Annotated in this window: 19 protein-coding genes; 5 read left to right on the forward strand and 14 right to left on the reverse strand. The window is 66.8% G+C overall.

Annotated elements, in window-relative coordinates:
• Nucleotides 1–31: 31 nt before the first annotated feature.
• Entirely contained in the window at nucleotides 32–409 is a 378-nt protein-coding gene (locus EH199_RS06840) for an antitoxin Xre/MbcA/ParS toxin-binding domain-containing protein (RefSeq protein WP_124808539.1), read from the forward strand.
• The gene (locus tag EH199_RS06845) at nucleotides 381–1,103 is read left to right on the forward strand and encodes an RES family NAD+ phosphorylase (protein WP_124808540.1); all 723 of its coding nucleotides are present in this window, start codon (nucleotides 381–383) and stop codon (nucleotides 1,101–1,103) included. The genes EH199_RS06840 and EH199_RS06845 overlap by 29 nt, the downstream gene beginning before the upstream one ends.
• Nucleotides 1,104–1,119: 16 nt before the next feature.
• Here the strand turns inward: EH199_RS06845 and EH199_RS06850 are convergent, their stop codons facing one another.
• Together EH199_RS06850 and EH199_RS06855 are read right to left on the reverse strand one after the other, a co-directional pair.
• Nucleotides 1,120–2,148 (reverse strand): AraC family transcriptional regulator, encoded by a 1,029-nt coding sequence (locus tag EH199_RS06850; protein ID WP_223806514.1) that lies wholly within the window; start codon nucleotides 2,146–2,148, stop codon nucleotides 1,120–1,122.
• 55 nt (nucleotides 2,149–2,203) lie between these two features.
• The gene (locus tag EH199_RS06855) at nucleotides 2,204–2,944 is read right to left on the reverse strand and encodes an aspartate/glutamate racemase family protein (protein WP_124808541.1); all 741 of its coding nucleotides are present in this window, start codon (nucleotides 2,942–2,944) and stop codon (nucleotides 2,204–2,206) included.
• 304 nt (nucleotides 2,945–3,248) lie between these two features.
• Between EH199_RS06855 and EH199_RS06860 the strand changes: the two genes are divergently transcribed.
• Together EH199_RS06860 and EH199_RS06865 are read left to right on the forward strand one after the other, a co-directional pair.
• On the forward strand, nucleotides 3,249–3,605 hold the full coding sequence (locus tag EH199_RS06860) for a hypothetical protein (protein ID WP_124808542.1): 357 nt from the start codon (nucleotides 3,249–3,251) through the stop codon (nucleotides 3,603–3,605).
• On the forward strand, nucleotides 3,602–4,792 hold the full coding sequence (locus EH199_RS06865) for an SRPBCC family protein (RefSeq protein WP_124808543.1): 1,191 nt from the start codon (nucleotides 3,602–3,604) through the stop codon (nucleotides 4,790–4,792). Before EH199_RS06860 ends, EH199_RS06865 begins: the two co-directional genes overlap by 4 nt.
• A gap of 52 nt (nucleotides 4,793–4,844) precedes the next feature.
• On the opposite strand, the gene EH199_RS06870 is transcribed toward EH199_RS06865, so the two are convergent.
• From EH199_RS06870 to EH199_RS06925, 12 genes are all read right to left on the reverse strand, one after another.
• Entirely contained in the window at nucleotides 4,845–6,305 is a 1,461-nt protein-coding gene (locus EH199_RS06870; protein WP_124808617.1) for an amidohydrolase, read from the reverse strand.
• 23 nt (nucleotides 6,306–6,328) lie between these two features.
• Complete coding sequence (locus EH199_RS06875; protein WP_124808544.1) at nucleotides 6,329–7,564, reverse strand: dicarboxylate/amino acid:cation symporter; 1,236 nt, start codon at nucleotides 7,562–7,564, stop codon at nucleotides 6,329–6,331.
• Entirely contained in the window at nucleotides 7,561–9,615 is a 2,055-nt protein-coding gene (locus EH199_RS06880) for a S9 family peptidase (RefSeq protein ID WP_124808545.1), read from the reverse strand. The genes EH199_RS06875 and EH199_RS06880 overlap by 4 nt, the downstream gene beginning before the upstream one ends.
• Nucleotides 9,612–10,589 (reverse strand): ABC transporter ATP-binding protein, encoded by a 978-nt coding sequence (locus tag EH199_RS06885; protein WP_124808546.1) that lies wholly within the window; start codon nucleotides 10,587–10,589, stop codon nucleotides 9,612–9,614. Before EH199_RS06885 ends, EH199_RS06880 begins: the two co-directional genes overlap by 4 nt.
• A complete protein-coding gene (locus EH199_RS06890) occupies nucleotides 10,586–11,533 on the reverse strand; it encodes an ABC transporter ATP-binding protein (RefSeq protein ID WP_124808547.1) in 948 nt (315 codons plus the stop codon). The genes EH199_RS06885 and EH199_RS06890 overlap by 4 nt, the downstream gene beginning before the upstream one ends.
• Complete coding sequence (locus EH199_RS06895) at nucleotides 11,533–12,363, reverse strand: ABC transporter permease (protein WP_124808548.1); 831 nt, start codon at nucleotides 12,361–12,363, stop codon at nucleotides 11,533–11,535. Before EH199_RS06895 ends, EH199_RS06890 begins: the two co-directional genes overlap by 1 nt.
• Nucleotides 12,360–13,301, reverse strand: a complete 942-nt coding sequence (locus EH199_RS06900) for an ABC transporter permease (RefSeq protein WP_124808549.1) — start codon at nucleotides 13,299–13,301, stop codon at nucleotides 12,360–12,362. Before EH199_RS06900 ends, EH199_RS06895 begins: the two co-directional genes overlap by 4 nt.
• Nucleotides 13,301–14,791, reverse strand: coding sequence for a M81 family metallopeptidase (locus EH199_RS06905; protein WP_124808550.1), 1,491 nt, complete (start codon nucleotides 14,789–14,791; stop codon nucleotides 13,301–13,303). The genes EH199_RS06900 and EH199_RS06905 overlap by 1 nt, the downstream gene beginning before the upstream one ends.
• Complete coding sequence (locus EH199_RS06910; protein WP_124808551.1) at nucleotides 14,784–16,379, reverse strand: ABC transporter substrate-binding protein; 1,596 nt, start codon at nucleotides 16,377–16,379, stop codon at nucleotides 14,784–14,786. The genes EH199_RS06905 and EH199_RS06910 overlap by 8 nt, the downstream gene beginning before the upstream one ends.
• Complete coding sequence (locus tag EH199_RS06915; protein WP_124808552.1) at nucleotides 16,379–17,731, reverse strand: aspartate aminotransferase family protein; 1,353 nt, start codon at nucleotides 17,729–17,731, stop codon at nucleotides 16,379–16,381. Before EH199_RS06915 ends, EH199_RS06910 begins: the two co-directional genes overlap by 1 nt.
• The gene (locus tag EH199_RS06920) at nucleotides 17,728–18,663 is read right to left on the reverse strand and encodes a MurR/RpiR family transcriptional regulator (RefSeq protein ID WP_190287174.1); all 936 of its coding nucleotides are present in this window, start codon (nucleotides 18,661–18,663) and stop codon (nucleotides 17,728–17,730) included. Before EH199_RS06920 ends, EH199_RS06915 begins: the two co-directional genes overlap by 4 nt.
• 224 nt (nucleotides 18,664–18,887) lie before the next feature.
• Complete coding sequence (locus EH199_RS06925; RefSeq protein ID WP_223806516.1) at nucleotides 18,888–21,869, reverse strand: TonB-dependent receptor domain-containing protein; 2,982 nt, start codon at nucleotides 21,867–21,869, stop codon at nucleotides 18,888–18,890.
• A 421-nt stretch (nucleotides 21,870–22,290) separates the two neighbouring features.
• Here EH199_RS06925 and EH199_RS06930 point away from each other — a divergent pair, with 421 nt between their 5' ends.
• The gene (locus EH199_RS06930) at nucleotides 22,291–24,045 is read left to right on the forward strand and encodes an alpha/beta hydrolase (protein ID WP_124808619.1); all 1,755 of its coding nucleotides are present in this window, start codon (nucleotides 22,291–22,293) and stop codon (nucleotides 24,043–24,045) included.
• Nucleotide 24,046: the final 1 nt, after the last annotated feature.

The following is a 24,046-nucleotide window of genomic DNA, read 5'->3' on the forward strand; positions in this document are numbered from 1 at the left end:
CTCCTATATCATCCATGTGAAAGGAGAAGTCATGGCGACCCGGATCGATGGCCAGCCGCGCGGCGACGCTGAAATCCTGACCTCGGCACTGGGGCGGATCGCCGATTTCTGGAATTTCAGCAACACCAAGCTGGGCACCGTGCTGGGCGTGTCCGCCGCCACCGTCTCGCGCCTGCGCAGCGGCCGGTCGGTGCTCGATCCGGCTTCCAAGTCCTATGAGGCGGGCCAGTTCCTGCTGCGGCTGTTCCGCAGCCTCGATGCCTTGCTCGGCAGTGACGATGCCGCCGCGCGGCGCTGGCTGGAAACCGCCAATCTCGATCTCAATGCCCGCCCGCTCGACCTGATCGACAGTTTCCGGGGGCTGATTTCCGTGTGCGACTATGTGGACGCCTACCGCGCTCGCGTCTGAAGCCCGCCTGTGGCGGGGCGACGCCTGGCGGGTGGTGGAAGCCCAGCACCGCATCTCCACCAACCGGCTGGCCGATGGGCTGGCGGATCAGGCGCGGCTCGAAGTGTTGGCGGACGCGGTCAAGCCCGATCTGCCGCCGGAAACGCGCGGGCTGCATTACCTGCTGGCCTCGCCCTTCCGCTATGGCCATCGCAGCGAAAGCCGCTTTCGTCGCGCGAACGAGCGCCCCGGCATCTTCTACGCGGCCGAGAGCGAGGCCACGGCCATTGCCGAAACGGCCTATTGGCGCCTGCGTTTCTTCCAGCGGTCGCCCGGTTTCGCGCCGCCTTCGACGACAAGCGAACATACCAGTTTCACCGCCGCGCTGGCGACGGCTGCGGCGCTGGATCTGACACTTCCGCCTTTCGACAGTGATACGGCGCGCTGGACCGATCCGCGGGACTATGCGGCCTGCCAGGACCTTGCCGCGCAGGCGCGCGAGGCCCGGATCGCGCTGATCCGTACCCGTTCCGCGCGCGATCCGGGCGGCGGCTGCAATCTGGTGCTGTTCGATCCGACTGCTTTTGAGCGCAAGCAACCGGTGATCCGCCGGACATGGCACTTGCGCCATGAAGGCGGCCGGCTGCTCGCTCTGGCGGCTTTTCCGGGGGAGGAGCGCTTCGTCTTCACTGCCGCCCAGTTCGGGCTTGATTGAGGGGGCGCTTTCGCGATCAGCGTCCGGACATGCGCTTGAGTGTCATCGACGGACGCTCGCCGAACCGTTCGAGGTAATCGCGCGCGAATTTCGACAGGTGGGTGAAGCCGCAGGCCAGCGCGACTTCGGTCACCGAAACGCCGGTATCGGCACCTTCGCGCAATTGCCGCCGCGCCAGATCGAGCCGGTGGTTCTTGAGATAGAGCATCGGCGTGGTGTTGCGGAAGCGCCGGAAGCCCGCATGGAGCGACCGCGCGCTGACGCTCGAAACGACGATCATTTCTTCCAGCGTGATCGGCGATTGCGCGTGTTCGTGGATGAACTCCTCGACCCGGCGCACGTAATAGGGGGCCGGGCACGAAGCCGGCGCGTCGAACAGGTCGGAATGGTTGTGGGGCACGGCGGCCAGCAGCAGGCGCTGGAGCGTCTCCTCTACCGCACCGCTCGCCCGCGCATGGTTGAAGCCGCTCAGGCCCGTTTCGAGCCCGGTGTCGAGATTGTCGCAGACGGTCCGGACAAGCTGCGCGAACGCGGCGGCCGCGCCTTCGAGTTGCACCGGTTGCGGCGAGAAATGGAGGTCGCCCGGCCGAAACCCCAGTTCCTGCGCCAGAATGGCTTCCAGCCCGTTCTTGTCCATCTTGACGGTGAAGTGCTTGTAGCCGTCTCCGAACATCTGCCGGACCTTGGCGTCGGGGCCCAGCACGCACATCTGGCCGGGATGCAGTTCTATGGTCGCGTTGTCCTGCGTGATCTGTGCCACGCCACGCAGCGAGAACTGGACGAGATAGAGCGCGTCCATCGGCGGGATGTTCACCACCACCCGGCCATAGGGGTTGCCATAGTCGGTGGCGTTGAACGTGACCGACTTGAGCGAGGCCTGATGGTGCCGGAAGGCGATGGGCGGGTTGCCGCCTTCCACCCGCAGGTCGTGCGGGCAGAACATGCGGCTCATGTGGTCGTGGACCTCGTTGATGTCGCGTGTGGCCAGACGCGTCAGGCTTGGCAGCGGAAGATCGCTGCCATCCCACGAGCGGACAGAAGTCATGGCTGGGATCATTATCGTTGGACCTCCGCTTGAGCTGGTCGATTCCACTCCCGATTCAGGCTGCTTCAAACACGGTGTCGATTATCCTCTCCGGCGGCGCAAAGCCCTTTCTACTATGAGACAGGCCAAGGTCGATCAAAGTTTCGCAAGCCTTGAACGCGACAAGGCCCGGATTGAGCACCGGCACGGGCAGGTGCGCCGCCAGATAGGCGTGCGACTGGTGCATGGTGGTCGATCCCAGCACCAGCACATCGGCGCCGTCTTCCTCTATCGCGCGGTGCGCGGCGTCCATCAGCAGCGGGAAGACGCTGTCTTCCTTGCCCGCCAGCAGTTCGGCGGTATCGGGGCGCACCCCGATCGACCGGATCGAGGCGAGGCGGTGGTGCAGTCCCTGTTCGGTCAGGACCTTGTCGTAGAGCCAGCGCCAGTTGTCCCACATCGAAAGGATCGCGAATTTCTTGCCCAGTTGGCAAGCGAGGTGATAGGTCGCCTGTGCTGTGCCGACGACGGGGATCGACAGCCGCGAACGCAGCGCCGCCACACCGGAATCGCTCATCGAATTGATGCAGACCGCGCTGAAGCCCTCCTCTTCCGCGCGGCATCCCGCCTCCAGGCAGAAGGCATCGGCGATCGTGCCTTCATAGAGGGAATCGAGCGTTCCTCCGCCGCGCGCCGCGCAGGCGAACTCGACGGCGATGTCCGGCCGGACCAGTCCGGCGGGGATCTGGCCGGCGAATGCGGCAAGGGCTTGCCGGGGCACCGGTACGGGAACGATCATCTTGATGCGATGGGTCATGAACGGTTCTCCGGGTATCGCCTTGCGCAAGCGCTCCCTGTGGCGCCCGGCGGCAAAATTCCCCTGATTCCGGCAGAAGGGTGATGCCTGCGGTTTGCCGCGTCCAATACTGAATCTGCGTAACTCCATACCTTGCAGGTATTATATGCCATCGGAATGACGGGGTCACGCCGCCTGTCCGTCGCCGGTGCGGATCGCGTCGCAATTCCGCACTCAGCGGTCACCCGTTGCAGGGGCGGGATAGCGTTCCGGCGCGGCGTTCCCGCAGTCTTTTCATGCCGTGGCGTGCGACAGGGAGGGCTTTGTGGAACGAGAATTGCCGGACGGGTTTGAAGATCTCCTGCCGTTCCTGGAATGGGCCAGGCCGAGCGAACTGGAACGCAACAACAAGCGCTGGTCGTCCTCGCTCGAAGAGAGCCAGGCGTTCTACGACATCATGCTGGAGCGCAGCCCGGCCGCGTTTGAATATTTCGGGCAGCGGCCTCTGCCGGAAATCGACGGGGCGGATCGCACTCTCCTCGACATGTGCCTTGCCCTCGCGGAATGTTCCGCCACGATCGAGATGTACGGCGATCCCACGCCGAAATACGTCTTCCCGATCTCCCGCTTCGTCCCCACGCATGATGCCTGGCCGCTGGCCGGCAAGGGAGCCGCCGCATGAGCACCGCACCGTGCCGTTTCATGGATCGCTATCCCGAAGAGGGCCGCGGCCCGATCCCGGTCGAGCGCTATACCTCGCAGGAATACTTCGACCTCGAGCGCGAGCGGGTGTTCCGCCGCAAGTGGCTCAACGTGGGCCGGGTGGAGCAGGCGCCCAATCCGGGGGACTATTTCGTCGCCGACCTCAAGATTCTCGACACCTCGCTGCTGGTGATCCGCGGCAAGGATGGCGAATATCGTGCGTTCCACAACATGTGTTCGCACCGTGGCGCGCCGGTGGCGTGGGATGCGGAAGGATCGTGCCGTGGCTATCTGGCGTGCCGCTTCCATGGCTGGGTCTATGACACCACCGGCAAGCTGGTGCAGATCACCGATGCGGAGAATTTCCCCGGCGTGAACCCGGCGGAAAATGGCCTCACGCCGGTTCATTGCGCCATCTGGAAGGGCTTTATCTTCGTCAATCTGGCGGACCGGCCCGAACAGACGCTGCTCGAATACCTGGGGCCGGTGGCGGACGAGATCGGCCGGTTCGACTTCGACGGCTATACGCCTGCATTCTCCTATCGCATCGACGAGCAGGTGAACTGGAAGACCTTGCAGGAAGCCCAGCTCGAAGGCTGGCATCTGCCGTACCTGCACGAAAAGACGCTGGCCCGCGCGGTCAAGATCGATGGCAACCAGTATCGCCATACCGCCATCGAACTGCATGGCCTGCACGGCGTGCTCGGTTCCCCGCCGCCCGATGCCTTCACGCCCCCGCCCACCGCGCTGCTCGCCAGCCGTTTCGGCACGGGCACGGTGCAGGCCTTCGGGACCAAGGTGGAAAACGCGGGCGAAGGCTATCGCTTCCGGGGCTCGTTCGATTTCTGGCACATCTTCCCGAACTTCTTCGTCGGGCTGCTCAATGGCCTGTTCTTCACGTTCAACATCTGGCCCGTCGCGGTCGATCGCAGCGTGTGGGAGATCAAGGGATACTATCCGCCGGTGCGCACCGCCGGGGAACTCTTCGCCCGCGAATATTCCAAGATCGGCCTGCGCGATCCGATGATGGAAGACTGCTTCACGCACGAACTGATCTGCGCGCAGCTCAAGTCCGGCGCGAAGAACCACATCTTCTTCCAGGACGAGGAGATGCTGGCCCGGCACCTCAGCAACGGTGTCGATCGTTGCGTGCGGGGTCTGGCCTGAATCGGGCCAGGGTTCCGGGCGCGCAACGATCCGGCGGCGCCGGCTGAGGGCGTCATTCTCCCGGCCGGCTGCGGTAATCGAGTGGCGGTGCGCGGTCCCCGGCCAGCGATTCATACTTGAAGCCGGCGCCGCGCCGCTGGTCAAATTCCGCGCGCGCCTGCTTGAGCAGCTCGGGCTGGCGCATCAGGTCGGCGGCGGTCAGGGCCAGCGTCTTGGCGGCGACCATGGCGCCCTTTTCTCCGAACGGCGATCCCGCCGCCGCCACGGCCTGCCAGCTATGGGCCGACGTGCCCGGTGGATAGGTCGCGACGCGCAGGCCGACGGTGGGCACGACCCAGCTTACATCGCCGACATCCGTAGAACCCGCGCCGCGCTCGCCCACGGAATAGGGATGGATGCGCTGTCCTTCCTCAAGCGGGCGCGGCTTGGCGAGCTGCGTCGCCAGCCGTTCGCCGAAGGCGCGGTCGGCGGCGTCCCAGCGCGGCGGGCCGACTTCGCGCAGGTCAGCATCCAGCAGGCGGCCCAGCGCATCGTTGGGCAGCAGTCCGTAGACGCCGTTGACGAGTTCAAATTCGACCTGCGTCTCGGTTGCCATGGCCGCACCATCGGCGGCCTTGCGGACCCGGCCCAGCACCTGGCGCACTACCGCCGGGTCCCAGTCGCGCACGTAGTAGTAACTTTCCGCGAAGTCTGGCACGACATTGGGCGCGCTGCCGCCCGACGTGATGATATTGTGGATGCGGACCGTTTCCGGCACGTGTTCGCGCATCGCGTTGACGGCCACGTCCATCACTTCCACGCCATCAACCGCGGAACGGCCGAGATGGGGGTTGCTCGCCGCGTGGGCGGCAATGCCGCGGAAACGGAACTTGCCGCTGATGTTCGCCATCGCGAGATCCTGCGCGGCGCTGTTGGCATCGGCAGGGTGCCAGTGCAGGACCGCATCGACGCCGTCGAACAGCCCGGCGCGGACCATGTAGACCTTGCCGCCGCCGCCTTCTTCCGCGGGCGTGCCATAAAGCCGGATTTCGCCCTGCGTGCCGCTCTTGTCCATCCATGCCTTGAGCGCCAGCGCCGCGCCCACCGAAGCCGCGCCGAACAGGTTATGACCGCAGCCGTGCCCGGCTGCCTTGCCGGCGATTGGCGCATGTTCCGCGCTGGCGGCCTGCGCCAGCCCCGGCAGGGCGTCGAACTCGGCGAGAATGCCGATTACCGGTCCTGCACCCTTGCGATAGCGCGCGACAAAAGCGGTCGGGATGCCCGCCACGCCAGCCTCGATGGTGAAGCCGGCCTTGCGCAGTTCCTGTTGCAGCAGCGCGCTGCTGCGCGTTTCACGGTAGCCGACTTCCGCATAGTCCCAGATCGAACGCGACATGCGGGTGATCTGCTGCGTCTGTTCCTCGACCCCGGTCAGGATGGCGGCATGATCCTGCGAGGCCTGCTGGGCCATGACCGGTGTTGAAGCCAGCGAAAGCCCAGTCAGTGAAAGGCCCGTCAGTGAAAGGGCGGCCATGAACGGGCTGAACGGTGCGGATTTCACAGCGGGTCTCCTTGATGGGGGGCGTCGTGGCGGGTCACGACGGTCGCTACGGCGAGATTGGCGGTTACGTTAGGCACTGTCCTGATCATGTCCAGCAGGCGATCGAACGGAAGGATCAGGGCGACGATGGCGGCGGTCTGCTGTTCGGTCACGCCGATGAGCGAGAGTACGCCCGAGAGCATGAACAGCGCCGCCGATGGCACTCCTGCCGCGCCGAGCGAGAGTAGCACCGCTCCCACGACAAGGACGAGGTAGTCGGCAGGCGTGAGAGCGATGCCGAAGGCCTGCGCCGCGAAAGTGCAGAGCAGTCCGACGTAGATGCCGGTCCCGTCGCGGGCGATGCTGGCGCCCAGCGGGATCACCGCATTCGACAGTGCCGGGGGCAGCCGCAGACGTTCGTGGGCTACGCGCAGGCTGACCGGCAGCGTCGCCGCGCTGGACGTGGTCGAGAACGCGACAAGCACCGCCTCCACGATCGCGCGGAAGTAGAAGGCTGGCGCCATGCGGCCGCCCAGCCGGACGAGCAGGCCCTGCACCACGATGATCTGGAAGAGCACGCCGCAGGACAGCCCGATCGCCAGCAGCGAGAGATTGGCGAACACCGACAGCCCGTGCTGGCCGACGGCATTGGCCACCAATGCCAGCACGCCGAGCGGCGCCAGTTCCATCACCAGCCGCACCGCGCGCAGGATGGCCTGCCCTGCCGCGTGGGCGAAAACGGCAACTGGTTGCGCTGCCTCGCCGGCAAGCAGCACCCCGGTTCCCAGCATCAGCGCGAAGACGATCACCGAAAGCGTCTCGCCCCCTGCGAGTGCCTGGAACGGGTTGACCGGAACGATCGCCATGAGCTGCGCGCCAAGACTGGCGACGGGCGCGGCAGGTGCGCCCGCGGCCACCGTCACCGCCATGCCCGCGCCCGGTTGCAGCCACGTGCCGAGCGCGAGGCCGATGCAGATCGCGAAAGTGGTCATGGCCACGAGCAACAGGATCGTGTGCGCGCCCAGCCGTCCGAGACGTGCGGGGTCGCCCAGCGCCGCCACCCCGCTTACCACCAGCGCGAGGACGAGTGGCAGCACCATCATGCGGATGAACCGGATCCAGAGTTCGCCAATCCACGCGACTGCGGAAACGTGCTCGCCGACCAGTTGTCCGAGCAGGACGCCGGCAACCAAAGCGCCGAGAATACGTCGCCACAGGGGGATAGCAGCCCAGCGCCGCAGTGCCAGGCTCATTTCGCGGTCCAGCGGTCGAGCCACGCGTCGACCGTGTCGTACCACAGCACCGAAGCGGCCGCGCCGCTGACGATATGGTTCTCGCCGGGCAGGTACAGGAGTTCGCTGGGAATGCCGCGCCGCTGCGCCAGCGTGAAGGCGGAAAGCCCCTGGTCGAATGGCACGCGGAAATCGCGACCGCCATGGGTGACAAGGATCGGCTTTTTCCATTGCGCCGCATAGCGGACCGGATTGAACCGCTCGATCGCCTCGGGCACTTCCCAGGGCGCGCCACCGGTCTGCCTGTCGCCGTGCCATTGCAGGTCGCTGCTGTAGGCGCGGGTATCGAACGTGCCGGCATGGGTGATGAAGCAGCGCCACGGCTCGTTCCAGACGCCGGCGATCCAGTCCACCATGTAGCCGCCGAACGAACTGCCCATGGCGCAGGCCCGGTCGCCATCAAGAGACGGGTAGGCGGCGAGCACGGCGGCCCATCCCTTTTGCAGGTCTTCCAGCACGCGATCGCCGCGATGTTCCAGCACCGCCTGCGCGAAGCCCTTGCCGAACCCGGTCGAGCCATGGAAATTGACCATGACCGTGGCATAGCCGCGCGCCGCCCAGACCTGCGGATTGCGGCCGAAGCTCCATTCGTCCTGATAGACGCCGTGCGGCCCGCCATGGATCACGAACAGCACGGGATAGCGGCGGCCGGGCTGGGGGTTGAGCGGTTCCGTGACGAAGGCCTGCACCGGTTCGCCGTTCCAGCCGCTGAACGTCAGCGAATGCGTCCGCGCCATGGCCATGCCGGCGATCTGGCCGGCTCCGACGTCGCTGACCCGGTGCAGTGAACGCCCGGCGGCGTCGGCGGTGTAGACCTGCGGCGGGCTGGAGAAGCTGCTGGTCACGAGCATCAGCCCGCGTCGGGATACATCGATCGCGGAAACGCCGTCCACCGGCAGGCGTTCGACCTTTCCGGAAAGGCGATAGGCGTAGAGCCGCTCGCGCCCGTCATCGTCGCTGCGCGCATAGATCGTCCGCCCGTCCGCCGCCCAAGCGATCGCATTGGGCCAGCGGTCGATGCTGGCGCCGATTTCGCGGACGGTTCCGCTGGCAAGGTCGCGCACGCGCACCGCCGCCCGGTCGCCATCCGAACCGACGCCGTCCTTGTCCATGTAGGCGAGCTGCCGGCCATCGGGCGAGAACACCGGGTTGAGCTTCGATCCGGGGTCTCCCGCGCCGATTTCGCGCGGGGCGGCGGGCGCGGCAAGCGATACCTCGAACAGCCGGTGCAGCGTGCTGAGGTTGGCCGAAACGCCGGAGGGGCGCGCCGAAAACACCAGCGTCTTCCCGTCCGGAGACAGGGCGAACGCGCTGGCGGAACCCGCCGGCCGCGATGGAACGTCGCTGGCGAAGCCGGGCATCAGCGGGGCTGGCGCCTTCCCGTCGCCAAGGTCCAGCCGGAACAGTGCATTATAGCGCCCGTCGCCATAGCTGTCGAAGAACCGCACGTTCAGGCTCGTATAGAGCGTCCCCACCGAAGGCTGCGCCGCGCGCGCAACGGTGCATTCCAGCGTGGGGCAATCGGGAAAGACCCGGAACGAAGCTACCGCGAATCCGCCGTCCGCCGCGATCTGAAAGGCACCGACATCGAGCGGCGCATGCGTCAGTTGAACGGGCGCCGCGCCATCGCTGCCGGCCCGCCAGATTTGCGCCACGCCCTTCGCATCCGGCCCGCGGAAATAAAGCGTATGCCCGTCGGCGGACCAGGTGGGCATGTCCTGTCGTCCTGGCCCGCCCTGCAACGCGGCATGCGGCTGTTTCGGGTGATCCTGATCGGCGAGCAGGATGTGCGTGGCGCTTTTCGACAGATCGGGAGCCATCGTCCGCACCACGTAGGCGATCCAGCGTCCGTCGGGAGATATCGCGGCATCGCCGAGGCGATCCATCGACACCAGCAGGCGAGCCGTCATTCCGGAGGGCGTTGCCGGCTGCGCTTCCTGCGCGAGAACCGGTGCCGCCAATGCAGGCACCATCGACAGCGCGAGCAGGATCGGTCGGAAACGGGACATCATGGGTTCTCCATCGGCTCGGGAACGGGATTGGCGGCAAAGTGGCAGGCGACGCTCCAGCCGGGTGCCAGCGGAACGGGCGACGGGTCGTCGGTCTCGCAGCGTGCTACGGCTTGCGGACAGCGCGTGTGGAAACGACAACCCTGCGGCGGAGCCGCCGGATCGGGCGGTTCGCCACACAGCAGCCCGTCGGTGGTGAAAGGAGCGTCGATCCTGGGCGCGGCGGCGAGCAGGCCGCGCGTATAAGGATGGCCGGGCGACGAGAAGATCGCTTCCGTATCGCCTGTTTCGACGATGCGCCCCAGGTACATCACCGCCACGCGGTTCGCGATCCGTTCGACGATGGCGAGGTCATGGCTGATGAACAGCATCGCCAGCCCCAGTTCCGCGCGCAGATCGCTGAGGAGGTTGACGATCTGCGCCTTGACCGAGACATCGAGCGCCGAAACGGCTTCGTCGCAGACCAGCAGGTCCGGCCGCGTGGCGAGTGCGCGGGCAATGCCGATCCGCTGCCGCTGCCCGCCGGAAAACTCGTGCGGTTTCTTCGTGACGCAGGACCGGGGCATCCTCACCATATCGAGCAGTTCGAGAACGCGCGGCGCGGCGTCATGTCTGTTCCGGACGAGGCCGAGGCTGGTCAGCGGCTCGGCGAGAATCTCGGCCACCGTCATGCGCGGGTCGAGGCTGCCGTAGGGGTCCTGGAAGACCATCTGGATGCGCTGCCGCAAGGGGCGGAAGGCCGGGGCTCGCAACGCGTCGATGCGTTGGCCGTCGAAGCGGATTTCGCCGCCGTCGATTTCCTCCAGCCGCAGAAGGCAGCGGCCGAGCGTGGATTTGCCGCAACCCGATTCGCCGACGAGCGCCAGCACCTCGCCCGGCGCGATCGACAGCGACACGCCGGCGACTGCCTGCAGCACGCGCCCGCCCCGCAGCCGGAAACGTTTCTCCAGTCCGCTGATTTCCAGCAGCGCGGTCATCGCGCGGCTTCCGCGAAATGGCAGGCGATTCCGTGCGCGGGCGGGGGGCTGGCGCAGATGGCGGCGGCTTGCGGGCAACGGGGCGCGAAAGCGCATCCCGGCCCGCGTTCGGCAAGCCCGGGCGCAAGGCCGGGAATTTCGACCAGCCGTTCCGCCCGCCCGCCGCCAAGGCGCGGGATCGCGCCGACCAGCCCGGCCGAATAAGGGTGGCGCGGGCGTGCGAACAGGGCTTCGACAGATGCCTGCTCGACAATCCGTCCCGCATACATGACCGCCACCCGGCGGGCCATCTGCCGCACCAGCGCAAGGTCGTGGCTGACCAGCAGCAGTGCGGTGCCGGATTCGTCCTGGATCTGGCGGAGCAGGGCCACGATCTGCGCCTGCACCGTCACGTCGAGCGCAGTGGTCGGCTCGTCGGCGATGATCAGCGCGGGCCGGCTGGCCAGGGCGATCGCGATCATCACGCGCTGGCGCATTCCTCCGGAGATCTGGTGGGGATATTCCGACAGGCGCCGTTCGGGCGCGGTGAGGCCCACGGAAGCCAGCAGATCGACGGCGCGCGCGCTTGCCACGGTGCGCGATCTCCGCTCGTCATCGGGCAACGCTTCGATGATCTGGCGTCCGATCGGGAGCACGGGGTTCAGGCTCGTCATCGGCTCCTGGAAGACCATGGCGATCCCGCCACTACGCCGGGCACGCCGTTCCCGTGCCGGCAGCGTCAGAACGTCAGCGCCTTTCAGCCTGACCCGACCGGTGACCATGGTGCCGGCAGGGAGCAGGCCCATGATCGCCAGCGAGGCGACCGACTTGCCGCTGCCCGATTCCCCCACCAGCGCAACGGTTTCCCCCGCTTCGACGGTTAGATCGAGGCCTTCGAGTGCCACGAGCGGCCCGGTGGGCGAGGGAAACGCCACGCGCAGGCCCGATACTTCCAGCAGCGGCATCAGAATGCCTTTCCGCGCGGGTCGAGCCGATTGCGCAGGCCATCGCCGACAAGGTTCACGCCCAGCACGGTCAGCGACAGGAAGATCGCCGGGAAGACCAGGATATGCGGCTTCACCTGCCAGAGGCTGCGCCCCTCGGCCATGATGTTGCCCCAGCTCGGCGTCGTCGGCGGGATGCCCGCTCCGATAAACGACAGGACCGCTTCGAGCAGGATGGCCGAAGCGCCGATGAAAGTCGCCTGGACCACGATCACCGCCGCGATGTTGGGCAGGATGTGGCGCAGCAGGATCGCGGGCGTCCGCGCGCCGGCCACGATCGCGGCCTGAACGTAGAGATTGGCGCGGACCGCTTGCACGCTGGCGCGCACCAGCCGGGCAACGCGCGGCAGTTCCGCCAGCGCGATCGCCGCGATGACGTTGATCAGCGATCCGCGCATGACGGTCATCAGCGTGACGGCCAGCAGCACGGGCGGAATCGCCATCAGGCCATCGATCCCGCGCATCAGGACACCGTCGAGAATGCGCGCATAGCCGGCGATCATGCCTATGGCCGTTCCCGCGATGGTGGCGGCAAACGCCACGCCCAGCCCCACGGCAAGCGATATGCGCGTGCCGTAGAGAGTCCGCGCGAGCAGGTCGCGGCCGAGCTGGTCGGTGCCGAACGGATGGGCCAGCCCGGGAGCGAGGGCGCGTTCGTGGGGCAGGACCAGCGCGGGATCGCGACCGCCGCTGAGAACGGGCGCGGCGATGGCGATGATCGCGATCAGGATGAGCAGCGCCAGCCCTGCGGTCAGCATCGGTGCGGCTGGCTTTCTGATGCCCGCGATCATCGCCGCACCCTGGGATCGAGCGCCGCGCAGACCATGTCGGTGGCGAGGTTGACGATCACGAAGGTCAGCGCGCAGACCAGCGTGATGCCCTGGATTACCGGATAATCGCGCCGGAGCACGGCATCGACGGTCAGCCGCCCCAGGCCGGGCAGCGAGAATACCGTTTCGGTCACCACCGCGCCGCCCAGCAGCGCCGCGATGCTCGATCCTGCGACCGTGACGACCGGTCCCGCCGCGTTGCGCAGGCCATGGACGGCGATCACGCGCAATTCACCCAGCCCCTTGGCGCGTGCCGTCCGGATGTAGTCCTGCCCCAGCACTTCCAGCATGGCGGCGCGCGTGACCCGCGCGATCAGCGCGCTCTGGCCCAGCGCAAGCGACGTTGCCGGCAGCAGGATCGTGCGCAGGAAGCCGGGCACGCTCTCGCGCGGGGAAACGAAGCCTTGCACCGCGAACCAGCCGAGCCGGTAGGCGAAGATGTAGGACAGAAGGTAGCCGACCACGAAGACCGGGAGCGAAAAACCCAGGACACCTCCCGCCATCACGACCCGGTCGGCTATGGCTCCCGGTTTGTGGGCGGCGCCCGCGCCCAGCGGAACGCCGATGCAGACAGCGATGGTCATGGCGGCGAGCATCAGGCAGCCGGTGGGCACCAGCCGCTGCCCGATCAGGGTGGCGACGGGCAGTCCGGTAAACAGGGACGTCCCCAGATCGCCATGCGCGATCGCCATCAGCCAGGCGGCGAAACGGCTGACGAACGGCCGGTCCAGTCCGAGCGTGGCCCGCAGCTTCTCGATGTCGGCAGGCGATGCGGCGTCGCCCGCCATGATCGCGGCGGGATCGCCAGGGGCCAGATAGAGCAGGCCGAACACCAGAATGGCGACGCAGAACGCCACCGGGAGCGCGGCGAGCAGCCGGCGTATCGCATAGCCGGCCATCAGGCGTCCCGCTCGCACAGCGGATAGAGGTGCGCCGGCGCGCGAACGAACGGGAACGCGGCGATATCCAGCGCGGCGGGGCCGGGGGCATCGCAGGGGATGATGGTGCCGAACCGTTCCGCATAGGCGGCCCGGAAGTGGTTTTTGGCCTTCACGCAGAACAGGTCGATGGCAGCAAGGTCGATTCCCAGCGCCTCCAGCAAGCCGGGATCGTGCGGGGACGCCGGCAGGCTGGAAACGATCACCCCGATTCGCGTATCCTCCAGCCCGAGCAGGGCAAGCTGCCCGAAATTCATGGTGGGGCCGCAGAGCAGGGGCGGGCGCGCGGCGAAGGAGCCAGCGGCCAATGCGCGCACTTTCGCGGTAAATGGCACAGGCGGCCCGAATCTTGCGCTCAGCCTTGCGCCCAGTGTACCATCGATCGTGCCCCCGACACCCGCCGCTACGGCCCGGGCGACCACGCCGGGATCGCAATGGAGCACGACAAGGCTGGCCAGATCGGGGTTCGCATCCACCAGTGCCCGCAGCATCGCCGGCGTATCGAGAATGCCGCCGGAGAGCGGATTGTCGCCGGCGTCGACGACCGCGACCGGGCCGGCTCCAGCCCCGGCCGCCATGACCGCTTGCGCGATCGCGGTGCGCGCGTCGGGCAGGGGGACGAAGAAGTCGTCCCGCAAGGTATCCATGCGATCGCGCAGGCGTGCGGCGGTCAGCGCCGCAAGGGCGGGATCGCCGTCCGCGAAGACCATGGCCGACGCGCCCGCGGCGATCGTATCGGCGTAGGAAAAGCCGCCGAACGGCACGGCTTCAAGCACGCCATTGCCCAGCATCGACCGCGCTTCGTCTTCCAGCACGGCCATCGGCCCGGCATCCGTCCGCATATTGATGGAAGGCAGGATCGCGCCCGTTCGCGCGATGCATCCGATCGGGCGGATTTCCCCCCTCAGGGTTCGTTCGAGCCCTTCCAGCACGCGCAGCGCGGTTTCACGCTGGTCGACATGCGGATGCGTCTTGTACCCGCTGGCGAAATCCACCAGCCCTGCGATTTCGGGTTCGAGGTTGGCGTGCATGTCGAAAGAGACGCCCAGCAGCGCGTCGGGGCCGATAGCCGCGCGCACGCGGCGAATGATCTCGAGGTCCGCCAGATCACGCCCTTCGACCACCATTGCGCCGTGCAAGGCGAGATATACCGCGTCGAACCGCTCCCGCATCAGCCCGGCGACGATCTCGTCGCAGGTTTCATCGAACAACGCCGCGTCGATCGGGCCGGCCGGCATCGCGTGGGCCAGGCGCAGGAATTGCCCGCTCCAGTCCGGTCGCGCGGCCAGAAAATCGCAGGCGCCGCCCATTTCGCTGGCCGTGCCCTGAAAGGCAGCAGCCGCTGCGTTGCCCTGGCACCAGACGGCGGCCTTGAACGCGGACCGGTCGGTCGTGACCGGGGAAAAGCTGTTGCCTTCGTGCAGGAACATGGCGATTGCGAGCCTAGGCATGGGGCAGCGCCTCCACGTTCCAGAACAGCGGCAACCCCTGCAACATGCCGGTCAGCGTGCGGCGACAGGCGGTGGGCATGTGGAACTGGCCCAGCGGAACGTAGGGCACGTCGTGCAGCGCCTGAAGCTGGATTTCCCGTGCGATGCGCCGTTGTCCTTCCGGGTCGGCCTCGCGCATCCAGGCTTCGCGCAGCGTTTCGAGCCGGGGTGCGGTGGGCCAGCCGAACCAGGCCTTTTCGCCGTTGCCGCGCAGCGACATGTGGCCGGCGGGGGTCAGCAGGTCGAGGCCCGTCCAGTGGGTGAAGAACACGTTCCAGCCCCCTTCCGAGGGGCGCGTCCTGCGCGCGCGCCGCTGGATCACGGCGTTCCAGTCCATGACCTGATAGTCGACGTTGAAGCCGCAACGGGTGAGCAGGTCGGCACCCACTTCGGCCAGTGCGCGCAGGATGGGCGGGTCGGTCGTCCCCATGACCACGACCGGTGCGCCATCGTACCCTGCGGCCCGGATTTCGCGCCGGGCACGGTCGTAATCGGGTGGACCATTCCAGATATCCAGCCCGGCATCGGTGGCGAGGGGCGTTCCCGGCGGAAAGATGCCGACCCCGGCGCGCCGTGCGTCCGGTGTGAAGCCGGCGGCCTGCATGAAGGTATCCTGCCGGACCACGCGCAGGACGGCGCGGCGGATCTCGGCGTTATCGAACGGGGGCCACAGGTGGTTGGGACGCATGACCGCGACCGCGCCGGTCGGATCGATATCGGGCAGGGCGACCGTGCTGTCGGTCCGGAGAAGCGGGAGAAGGTCGATCGAAGGCGCTTCGAGCCAGTCGATCTCGCCGTTGCGCAGCGCGATCGACGCGGTGGCCGGATCGGGCACGATCGTCCATTCCACACGTTTGAACCGGGCGTGCTTGGGGCCTGATGTCCATTCGGTCCGGCCGCCGGCGCGGGGGCGGTAGCCATCGAACCGCGCATAGGCCGCCCGCGCGCCGACGATGCGTTCATCGGCAAGGAAGCGGTAGGGGCCGCTGCCCACGGGGTCGGTCACCTGCTCGAACGGGCTGGTCCGGGCATGGCGCTCGGGCATGATGAAAGGCACGTTCACGCCGATCTTGCCCAGCGCATCGGGCAGCAACGGAAAAGGATGGCGCAGGCGGAAGATGATGTGGCGATCGTCCGGGGCCGAAACCTCGTCGGTCGCCGCGAAAAGGGCCTGCCCCATGGCGTCGCGATGGCTCCAGCGCAGGAGGCTGGCGATGCAGTCGCGCGCGCGGACCGGCTCGCCATCGTGGAAATGCAGTCCCTCGCGCAATCGCAGCGTCCAGCGACGGCCTTCGTCGGCCTGCTCGCAGGCATCGACCATCTGCGGTTGCGGCCGGAAATGCCGGTCAAGCCCGAACAGCGTATCATAGACGAGATAGCCATGCGCGCGCGTGGCCGCGGCGGTCGTCCACACGGGGTCGAGCGAGGCAAGATCGGCCTGCGGCACGAACCGCAGCACTTGGCGATCGCCGGGCGGCGCGCAGCCTGGAATGGCCATGACGCCCAGCGATGCGGCCCCGCCGGCCATGGCTGCACGCCGCGTCAGCATCACGGCACCGCGCGCATCACGTCCTGGCAGACCCGGTCGACGGCATCGCCCAGCCTGCTGATGATCATCGCGATGTCTTCCGCGGTCGCGATATAGGGCGGGGCCAGCAGGACATGATCCCCCAGCGTGCCGTCCACCGTGCCTGATCCGGGATAGCAGGCCAGGCCCAGGTCCATCGCCTGCGTCCTGATCCGATCGGCTACCCGCGCGGCTTCTGGAAATGGCGTGCCGGTGTTGCCGTCGGCCGACAATTCGATTGCCACCAGCAGGCCGCGACCGCGAATGTCGAACACATGGCGATGGTCCGCGAACCGATCCCGCAGGCGGGACAGCAACAGGCTTCCCATCGCCGCCACGTTGTCCAGCAGACAGTCCTCGGCGATTACACGCTGCACCGCCAGCGCGGCGGCGCAGGCGAGCGGATGCCCCATGTAGGTGAAGCCGTGCCGCAGGCCGCCGGACCCCCGCGCCAGTGCCTGCGTGACACGCGCCGAGGCCAGCACGGCGCCGATCGGCTGATAACCCCCGCCAAGGCCCTTGGCCACGACCTGGATGTCCGGCGATACCCCTTCCTGTTCCCAGGCATGGGTCGTGCCGGTGCGGCCCATGCCGCACATCACCTCGTCCAGAAGGAGCAGGACGCCGTGGCGATCGCAGACTTTGCGGATTTCCCGGAAGTATCCGGCCGGTGGCGCGAGCGCGCCCGCCGTCGCGCCGACCAGCGTCTCGGCGCAGAACGCGGCGACGCGGTCGGGGCCGATGCGTTCGAGCTCGGCTTCCAGTTCGGCGGCAAGCCTTGTGGCCATGCCGTCGTCGGTTTCCCCGGCCAGCCGGCCATGCACCGGGTCTGCCGCGGAGACATGGGAAAAGCCGGTGGGCAGCATCGGCGCATAAGGCGCGCGCCGTCCCGGATTGCCGGAGAGCGCCAGCGCGCCGAAGGTATTGCCGTGGTAGCTCTGCCTTCGCGCGATGAAATGCACGCGGTCCGGTTCGCCGATCTCGAGATAGTATTGCCGTGCCAGCTTCAGGGCCGTTTCGGTCGCTTCGGAGCCGCCCGAAACGAAGCAGGCCGAAGCCAGCCCGCCGGGGGCATGGCCAACCAGAACGTCCGCCAGTTCCTCGGCCGCCTGCGAGGTGAAGAAGCCGTTGTGCGCATAGGCCAGCGTTTCGGCCTGTTGCCGGATCGCTTCCACCACGCGCGGGTGGCCATGCCCCAGGCAGGATACCGCCGCGCCGCCCGATGCGTCGATGTACTGCCGGCCGGCATGGTCGGTGATGACCATGCCTGTGGCGGACACCGCTCGGGGCAAGGCTGCACCGGTCAGGCGCCGGTGAAGAACGTGGCTGGTCAACGCGAAGTGTCCGTGTCGAGATAGGCGGTATGCGCGGCGATGCGCGTTTCGGATGCGCGCAGGCGATCCCGTCCTTCCGCGCCCGAGCGCAGGTAGAGCGTGACGGCCAGCGCCTGGATCAGCGCGGTGCAGGCGGAGAGGGATGGGAAATAGCCCGGAGAATCGGGATTGAAGATGAGCGTGACCGCCGCCCCCTGTGCCAGCGGGGAATCCGCGCGGTCGACGATGGCGATCAGCGCGGCGCCCGCTGCCGTCGCCGTCTGCGCTGTCAGGAAGCCGTCGCGTGAATAGGGCGCGAAGCCGAACAGCACGACCACGTCGCCCTTGCCGATCGCGCCGAGTTCGAGGTCGAGCATCCCCCCGGCCGCGCCGACAAGCGCAACCTCGTTGCGGAACAGGCGGTAAAGGTAGTGGAAGTGGACCGCCGGCGCGTAGCACGAGCGGTATCCCGAAACGAACACGCGGCCCGCCTGTTCGATCACCGCCGCCGCGGCATCGAGCACCGTGGCGTCCAGCTCGGCCAGATTGTGAATGTCGGTGGAGAACATCCGGCCGGCCAGCGTTCCTTCGCCCGAGGGGAGCAGCGGGCGTGACGAGAACGGAGCCTCGCGCGCGGCTTCGAGATCGATGCGGGCATCGTCGATGAGTTCGGTGCGCAGGGCTTCCCACCCCTGAAAGCCCAGCGCGCGGGCAAGGCGCGTGAACGTCGTCGGCGGCTCGCCGGTCTGCCGGGCCAGCGCGCGCATCGGCATGCTTGCGGCATCGAAGGGGTGATCGGCCACATAGCGCGCGGCCGAGGCGAGCTTCGGCGGCAATTGAAGGGCGGCTTCGCGCAGCCGGCTGGCGATTGGCTTGGTCATAGGAGTGAACGGCACCGTGCGGTCGGGCAGGACAGCGGATATTCGTCCGGCCGGCCCATAGCCGTGCGACATGCGGAATTGCCGACCGTTATCCCGCATTCCCGCACGGCCGGCACCATGGCGAACCATGAATGCCGGACGAAACGTTGCAGTTCGTGCCTTCCGGCCCGACGCTACACCCGCATCGCATGATCCTGCCCAACGAAACAAATGTTTTATCACGCTGCCATTTGCCTTCAATGCCGTTCGGTCCGGCCTTGCCGGCCGGTCCTGCCTGCTGCGCTGCTGCCGCGATTTCAGAACTTCACCCTTGCGCTCACCGTGAACGACCGACCGATCGGATCGTAGGTGGTGGGCATGGTATTGCCGTTGTTGAACGCCGTCCCGGCGACGCCCGAGCCGAGCTGGGGCGGTTGTTTGTCGAACAGGTTCTCGACAAGCAGGGAGAGGCTGAGCTCCTTGGTGACATCGACGCCGAGATTGAGGTCGAAGTAATCGTAGGCCGGAATGTTGCGGAATGCCGCCAGCACGCCGTTGTAGGCGCTTGACGAACTGCCGGCCTGCGGCGTCGTCAGCGGCACGGTGCCGGCGGCCGGCCCGATCGGTTCAAACTCCACGCCGCTCAGATGGGTCCACAGCAACGACGCGGAGAAGGGGCCGGACGAATAGGTGCCGCGCACGTTCCACTTCCATTTGGGCCGAGCGTTGGTGCAGCCCGTGGAATAGCGGCCCGAACATTCGCGCGTGATCGTGTTCGGCGTGGACTGGGTCCAGAAGTAGTCGAGCCAGGTGCCGTTCATGGCGAGATCGAACTGGCCGGGGTTTCCGCCGAACACGCGCGCCAGATCGAACCTGTACTGTACCGTCCAGTCGATCCCGCCCGTGCCCATCCGTCCGAGGTTGGAGCTTGAAAGGATGACGCCGGCGGCTTCGACGCCCGTGTTCAGCGTGCCGGTCACCGGGTTGCGCTCGATCAGCGCGCAAAACGCGTTCGGGGTGAGCGACGGGTTGAGTGACGAGGAATAACAGCCGTTGAGGATGTCGCTTTGCGAGGGCGCCGAAATCAGATCGCTGATGCGGATGCGGAACCAGTCCACCGTCGCGCTGAAGCCGGGGAGGAAGGACGGTGCGAACACCGCGCCCACGGTCCATGTGCGGGCGCGCTCCACGTCGAGGTTCGGATTGCCCTGGGTGCTGATGTTGATCTGCCCCGACGCGGGCTGCGGGATGCTGCCGTAGCTGCCTGCGGGCGCGCCGGTGGCAAGGCACAGGCTTTCCGGGACGCTGGGGCTCGCCCCGGCGCAGGGATCGACCGTGAGGTTGCCCAGCGCGCGCACCGGCGACTGATAGAGTTCCTGGATGTTGGGCGAGCGCACCGCCATCTGGTACATGGCGCGCAGCTTGATGCCGCCCACCGGTTCCACCGATCCGCCTGCCTTCCAGGTGGTGCTCGATCCGGTGGTCGAATAGTCGGACAGGCGGATGCCGGCTTCCAGCGTGGCCGACTTGACGAAACCATCCTCGATCAGCGGTACGATCAGTTCGCCGAATGCTTCCTTCACGTTGTAGCTGCCATAGTCTGGCGGCGTGCGCGCGCCCGATCCCAGCACTTCGCCCTGGATCTGGGCGGAAGCATCGGGCGTCGCCCGCGCCGATGTCTTGCGATATTCCGCGCCGATCGCGAAGGCGATCGGGTTGGTCGCGAACGGGCTGGTCACGCCGAAGAGATCGCCGGACACCGAGCCGGTGACGACGCTCAGCTTGACCAGCCGGCGGACCATGGAATCCAGCCCGACAAAGGTCAGCATGTCGGGCGTGATCGAACCAAGGCCGCCAAAGATGTTCAGCGGCACGCAGCCGTTGGCGGTGTTCTGGCACACGGGATTGCCCGACGCGTCACGATAGGCGAGCAGCGCTTGCGTGACCCGGCTGTTCGATCCCCAGTTTTCGCGCAACTGGTTCTGGGTGGTTTCGCCGTACTGGCCGGAGACATCGAATTTCAGCGTGCTGGTGATGTTGCCACGCAGCCCGACCTGAAGCTGGAACATCGTGGAATCGTTGGTATTGTAGCGGAAGCCGTATTCGCTGAACCGGCGCGAGGGCGTGACGGTGACCGTGCGGTATCCCGCCGCCTCCGGTCCGCCGATCACGCTTGCCGCGGCGTTGCAGGCCGAGACGCTGATGTTGTTGGCGGCACACAACTGCGCCCGGGCCGCCGCCGGGAGATAGGGGTTGTTGAGCGGCAGCGCATAGGCGTTGCTGAACGTGCCCGTCGAATTGAGCGCAAGTTGCGTGCGGTTCTTCGAGAACATCGCTGTCGCATAGAGTTCGATTCCGCTGGTTACCTCGTAGCGTGCGGCGGCATAGGCATTGATGCTTTCCAGCGGAGTCTGGAGATAGTTGCCGATATTGCTGGTCGCGGCGTCCTCCAGCGTGGCGGCGCGGAATGCCCCGGTCGTCGGATCGATGATCGCGCCATATCCGATGGTGGGCAGCCCGCCGGGCCTTGTGGCGGATGCCAGCGAGGACTGGAAGATGGCGGGGACGGACAGCGATGAGGTGCTGGCCTGGCCGGTCACCGAACTGACCGGAACGGCGGAGAAATCGCGATCGACCGCCTTGAGGGCATCGCGCTTGCTGTAGGAAATGCCGAGCACCACGTTGCCGCGCCCGCCATCGAGGTTGGCGCCGACCAGCAGGTCCGTGCGCAGGCGACGCGCGTCGCCGCGTTCGGATATGCGGTAGTTGCTCGTCAGCTTGACGCCCGAGAAATCGCGCTTGGTGATGAAGTTCACGACCCCGGCGACGGCGTCCGCGCCATAGACCGATGAAGCGCCGCCGGTCACGACATCCACACGTTCGACCAGCCCGACGGGAATCACGTTGAGGTTGACGATGCCGTCGAGGCCGAACGGCGTTATCCGCCGGCCGTCGAGGATGACAAGCGTGCGATTGTCGCCAAGGCCGCGCAGGTCGATCGTGGCAGAACCGTTGCCGCCGTTGTTGACGCCGGAACCCAGCGAAGGGCGCACCGACGGAAGGTTGCGGATGAGTTCTTCGGCCGAATTGGGTTGCCGCAGGGCGATTTCGGCCGAACTGATCACGCTCAGCGGGCTTGAGGTCTTGAGGTCCGACCGGGAAATGCGCGAACCTGTCACGACGATGGCGGTGCTATCCGCCTCGTCTGCGGCTGGCACCGCATCCTGGGCCAGCACGGGCGTGGCCAGCATGGTGCTGCCGAGCAGCAGCGACGCCATTGAAAGACTGAATGATTTCATCCCGATACCCCCTGTTCGATCGCGTCCGGTGCCGGGACGCCTGATGCCGCAGGCCGGCAACCTCGCTGGCTGCGACCTGTCTCCGCTCTTCCTTTATTGAAACAAACGTTTCATGATTCTCGAATAAATGCAACATATGTTTTTATCAGCAAAAACAAAGACGTTTAGCGGGCTTGACGAAGCGCGGGTGGCGCGGTGATGGCCATATGGGCGCGGCAACCCCTGATTGATCTGCTAGGGCGCATGAAAGGGGGTTGAGAAGAAATTGACACAAATGTAAGTTATTCGTGCAGAACGTAAAAATGAGCCGCTTTCAGTGCTGCCGGTCCGGGCGAGGCTGTCGAATTGACCGAATGCAAGGTATCGCGGCCGTGATCCTTGCATGGGTCGGTGATGGCGACGCTACGGAGCAACCAAGGTGATAGCAGGCGAAAATTCCGGTCCCGATCCGCTCGATGGCGTGGCTGCGACCGTCGATAGCGCCGCCAGGGCGATCGTTGCGAAGGTTTCCGGGGGATTGTCGCCAGTTTCCATCGCCCAGTCCTTCACGGACTGGTGGATGCATCTGGCGGCTTCGCCCGGCAAACAGATGCAATTGGCGGCCAAGGCGGGGCGCAAGGCGTTGCGCCTTGCCGACTATGCCATGCAGCAAGTGCCTGCCGGAACGGAGCCGGAGCCGGCGATCGAACCGTTGCCGCAGGACCGGCGTTTCGCCGATCCGGCATGGCGCAAGCCGCCGTTCGACATCGTGGCTCAGGGCTTCCTTCTGCAGCAGCAATGGTGGCACGCCGCCACCACGGGGGTCGGTGGCGTCACCCGGCATCACGAGGCGGTTGTCGAATTCGCGGTGCGGCAGATACTGGACATGGTGGCGCCCACCAATTTCGCCGCGCTCAATCCGGTTCTGCAACAGCGCATCCTCGAAACCGGCGGGCACTGTCTGGCCGATGGCATGAACTACCTGATCGACGACATGCGGCGCCAGTTGCGCGGCGAACCGCCTGCCGGAGTCGATGCCTTTCCGGTGGGGGATAAGGTCGCGGTCACGCCGGGCGAAGTCGTGTTCCGCAACGAACTGATGGAACTGATCCAGTATGCGCCGACGACCGCGACGGTGCGCCCCGAACCGGTGCTGATCGTCCCGGCCTGGATCATGAAATACTACATCCTCGACCTGTCGCCCGAAAATTCGCTGGTGCGCTGGCTGCGCGATCAGGGCTTCACGGTATTCATGGTCTCATGGCACAATCCGGTCAGCGCCGATCGCGACCTCAATCTCGACGATTATCGCAGGCTGGGGCCGATGGCGGCGCTGGATGCGATCGGCGCGATCACCGGCGCGCAGAAGGTTCACGCGGCGGGATACTGCCTGGGCGGAACGCTCCTGGCGATCGCTGCCGCTACCATGGCGCGCGACGGGGACGAACGACTGGCCACCACGACGTTCTTCGCCGCGCAGACCGAATTCTCCGAGCCGGGGGAACTGGGCCTGTTCATCGACGAGGCGCAGCTTGATCTGATCGACAGCATGATGTGGGCGAAGGGCTATCTCGACAGCAGCCAGATGGGCGGTGCGTTCCAGATGCTGCGTTCCAACGACCTCGTCTGGTCGCGCCTGCTGACCACCTACCTGATGGGCGAGCGGGAGCCGATGACCGACCTGATGGCATGGAACGCGGATGGCACGCGGATGCCCTATGCGATGCATTCCGAATACCTGCGCCACCTGTTCCTTGATAACGACCTGGCAGAGGGGCGCTATCGTGTGGGCGGCCGCCCGGTCACCTTGTCGGGACTCAGGATGCCGCTATTCATGGTCGGCACCGAGCAGGATCATGTCGCGCCCTGGCGCTCCGTGCATAAGCTGCACATGTTCACCGGCGCGGAGCTGCGCTTCGTGCTGACCAGTGGAGGGCACAACGCCGGGATCGTGTCCGAACCCGGCCATCGCCACCGGCACTACAGCGTGGCGACGCGCCCGCTCGACGGGGCCGCGCCGGCGCCCGACGACTGGCTGGCCACGGCGGAGCGGCACGAAGGATCGTGGTGGCCGGAATGGGGCGTCTGGCTGGCCGCGCATTCGGGTGATCCGGCGGAACCGCCGCCGCTGGGGCGGGCCGACGCCGGTTATCCGCCGCTGGAACCCGCGCCGGGCCGCTACGTGCTGGAGCGATGAC

This window comes from Novosphingobium sp. LASN5T, assembly GCF_003856955.1.
Classification (GTDB): domain Bacteria; phylum Pseudomonadota; class Alphaproteobacteria; order Sphingomonadales; family Sphingomonadaceae; genus Novosphingobium.

Bases quoted from the DNA above. Each gene is read 5' to 3' on its own strand.
- EH199_RS06905 (WP_124808550.1), bottom strand. From the start codon at position 14,791: ATGCCTAGGCTCGCAATCGCCATGTTCCTGCACGAAGGCAACAGCTTT.
- EH199_RS06850 (WP_223806514.1), bottom strand. From the start codon at position 2,148: ATGACTTCTGTCCGCTCGTGGGATGGCAGCGATCTTCCGCTGCCAAGC.
- EH199_RS06910 (WP_124808551.1), bottom strand. From the start codon at position 16,379: ATGCTGACGCGGCGTGCAGCCATGGCCGGCGGGGCCGCATCGCTGGGC.
- EH199_RS06865 (WP_124808543.1), top strand. From the start codon at position 3,602: ATGAGCACCGCACCGTGCCGTTTCATGGATCGCTATCCCGAAGAGGGC.
- EH199_RS06925 (WP_223806516.1), bottom strand. From the start codon at position 21,869: ATGAAATCATTCAGTCTTTCAATGGCGTCGCTGCTGCTCGGCAGCACC.
- EH199_RS06895 (WP_124808548.1), bottom strand. From the start codon at position 12,363: ATGATCGCGGGCATCAGAAAGCCAGCCGCACCGATGCTGACCGCAGGG.
- EH199_RS06900 (WP_124808549.1), bottom strand. From the start codon at position 13,301: ATGGCCGGCTATGCGATACGCCGGCTGCTCGCCGCGCTCCCGGTGGCG.
- EH199_RS06890 (WP_124808547.1), bottom strand. From the start codon at position 11,533: ATGCCGCTGCTGGAAGTATCGGGCCTGCGCGTGGCGTTTCCCTCGCCC.
- EH199_RS06855 (WP_124808541.1), bottom strand. From the start codon at position 2,944: ATGACCCATCGCATCAAGATGATCGTTCCCGTACCGGTGCCCCGGCAA.
- EH199_RS06885 (WP_124808546.1), bottom strand. From the start codon at position 10,589: ATGACCGCGCTGCTGGAAATCAGCGGACTGGAGAAACGTTTCCGGCTG.
- EH199_RS06845 (WP_124808540.1), top strand. From the start codon at position 381: ATGTGGACGCCTACCGCGCTCGCGTCTGAAGCCCGCCTGTGGCGGGGC.
- EH199_RS06870 (WP_124808617.1), bottom strand. From the start codon at position 6,305: ATGGCCGCCCTTTCACTGACGGGCCTTTCACTGACTGGGCTTTCGCTG.
- EH199_RS06880 (WP_124808545.1), bottom strand. From the start codon at position 9,615: ATGATGTCCCGTTTCCGACCGATCCTGCTCGCGCTGTCGATGGTGCCT.
- EH199_RS06875 (WP_124808544.1), bottom strand. From the start codon at position 7,564: ATGAGCCTGGCACTGCGGCGCTGGGCTGCTATCCCCCTGTGGCGACGT.
- EH199_RS06920 (WP_190287174.1), bottom strand. From the start codon at position 18,663: ATGTCGCACGGCTATGGGCCGGCCGGACGAATATCCGCTGTCCTGCCC.
- EH199_RS06840 (WP_124808539.1), top strand. From the start codon at position 32: ATGGCGACCCGGATCGATGGCCAGCCGCGCGGCGACGCTGAAATCCTG.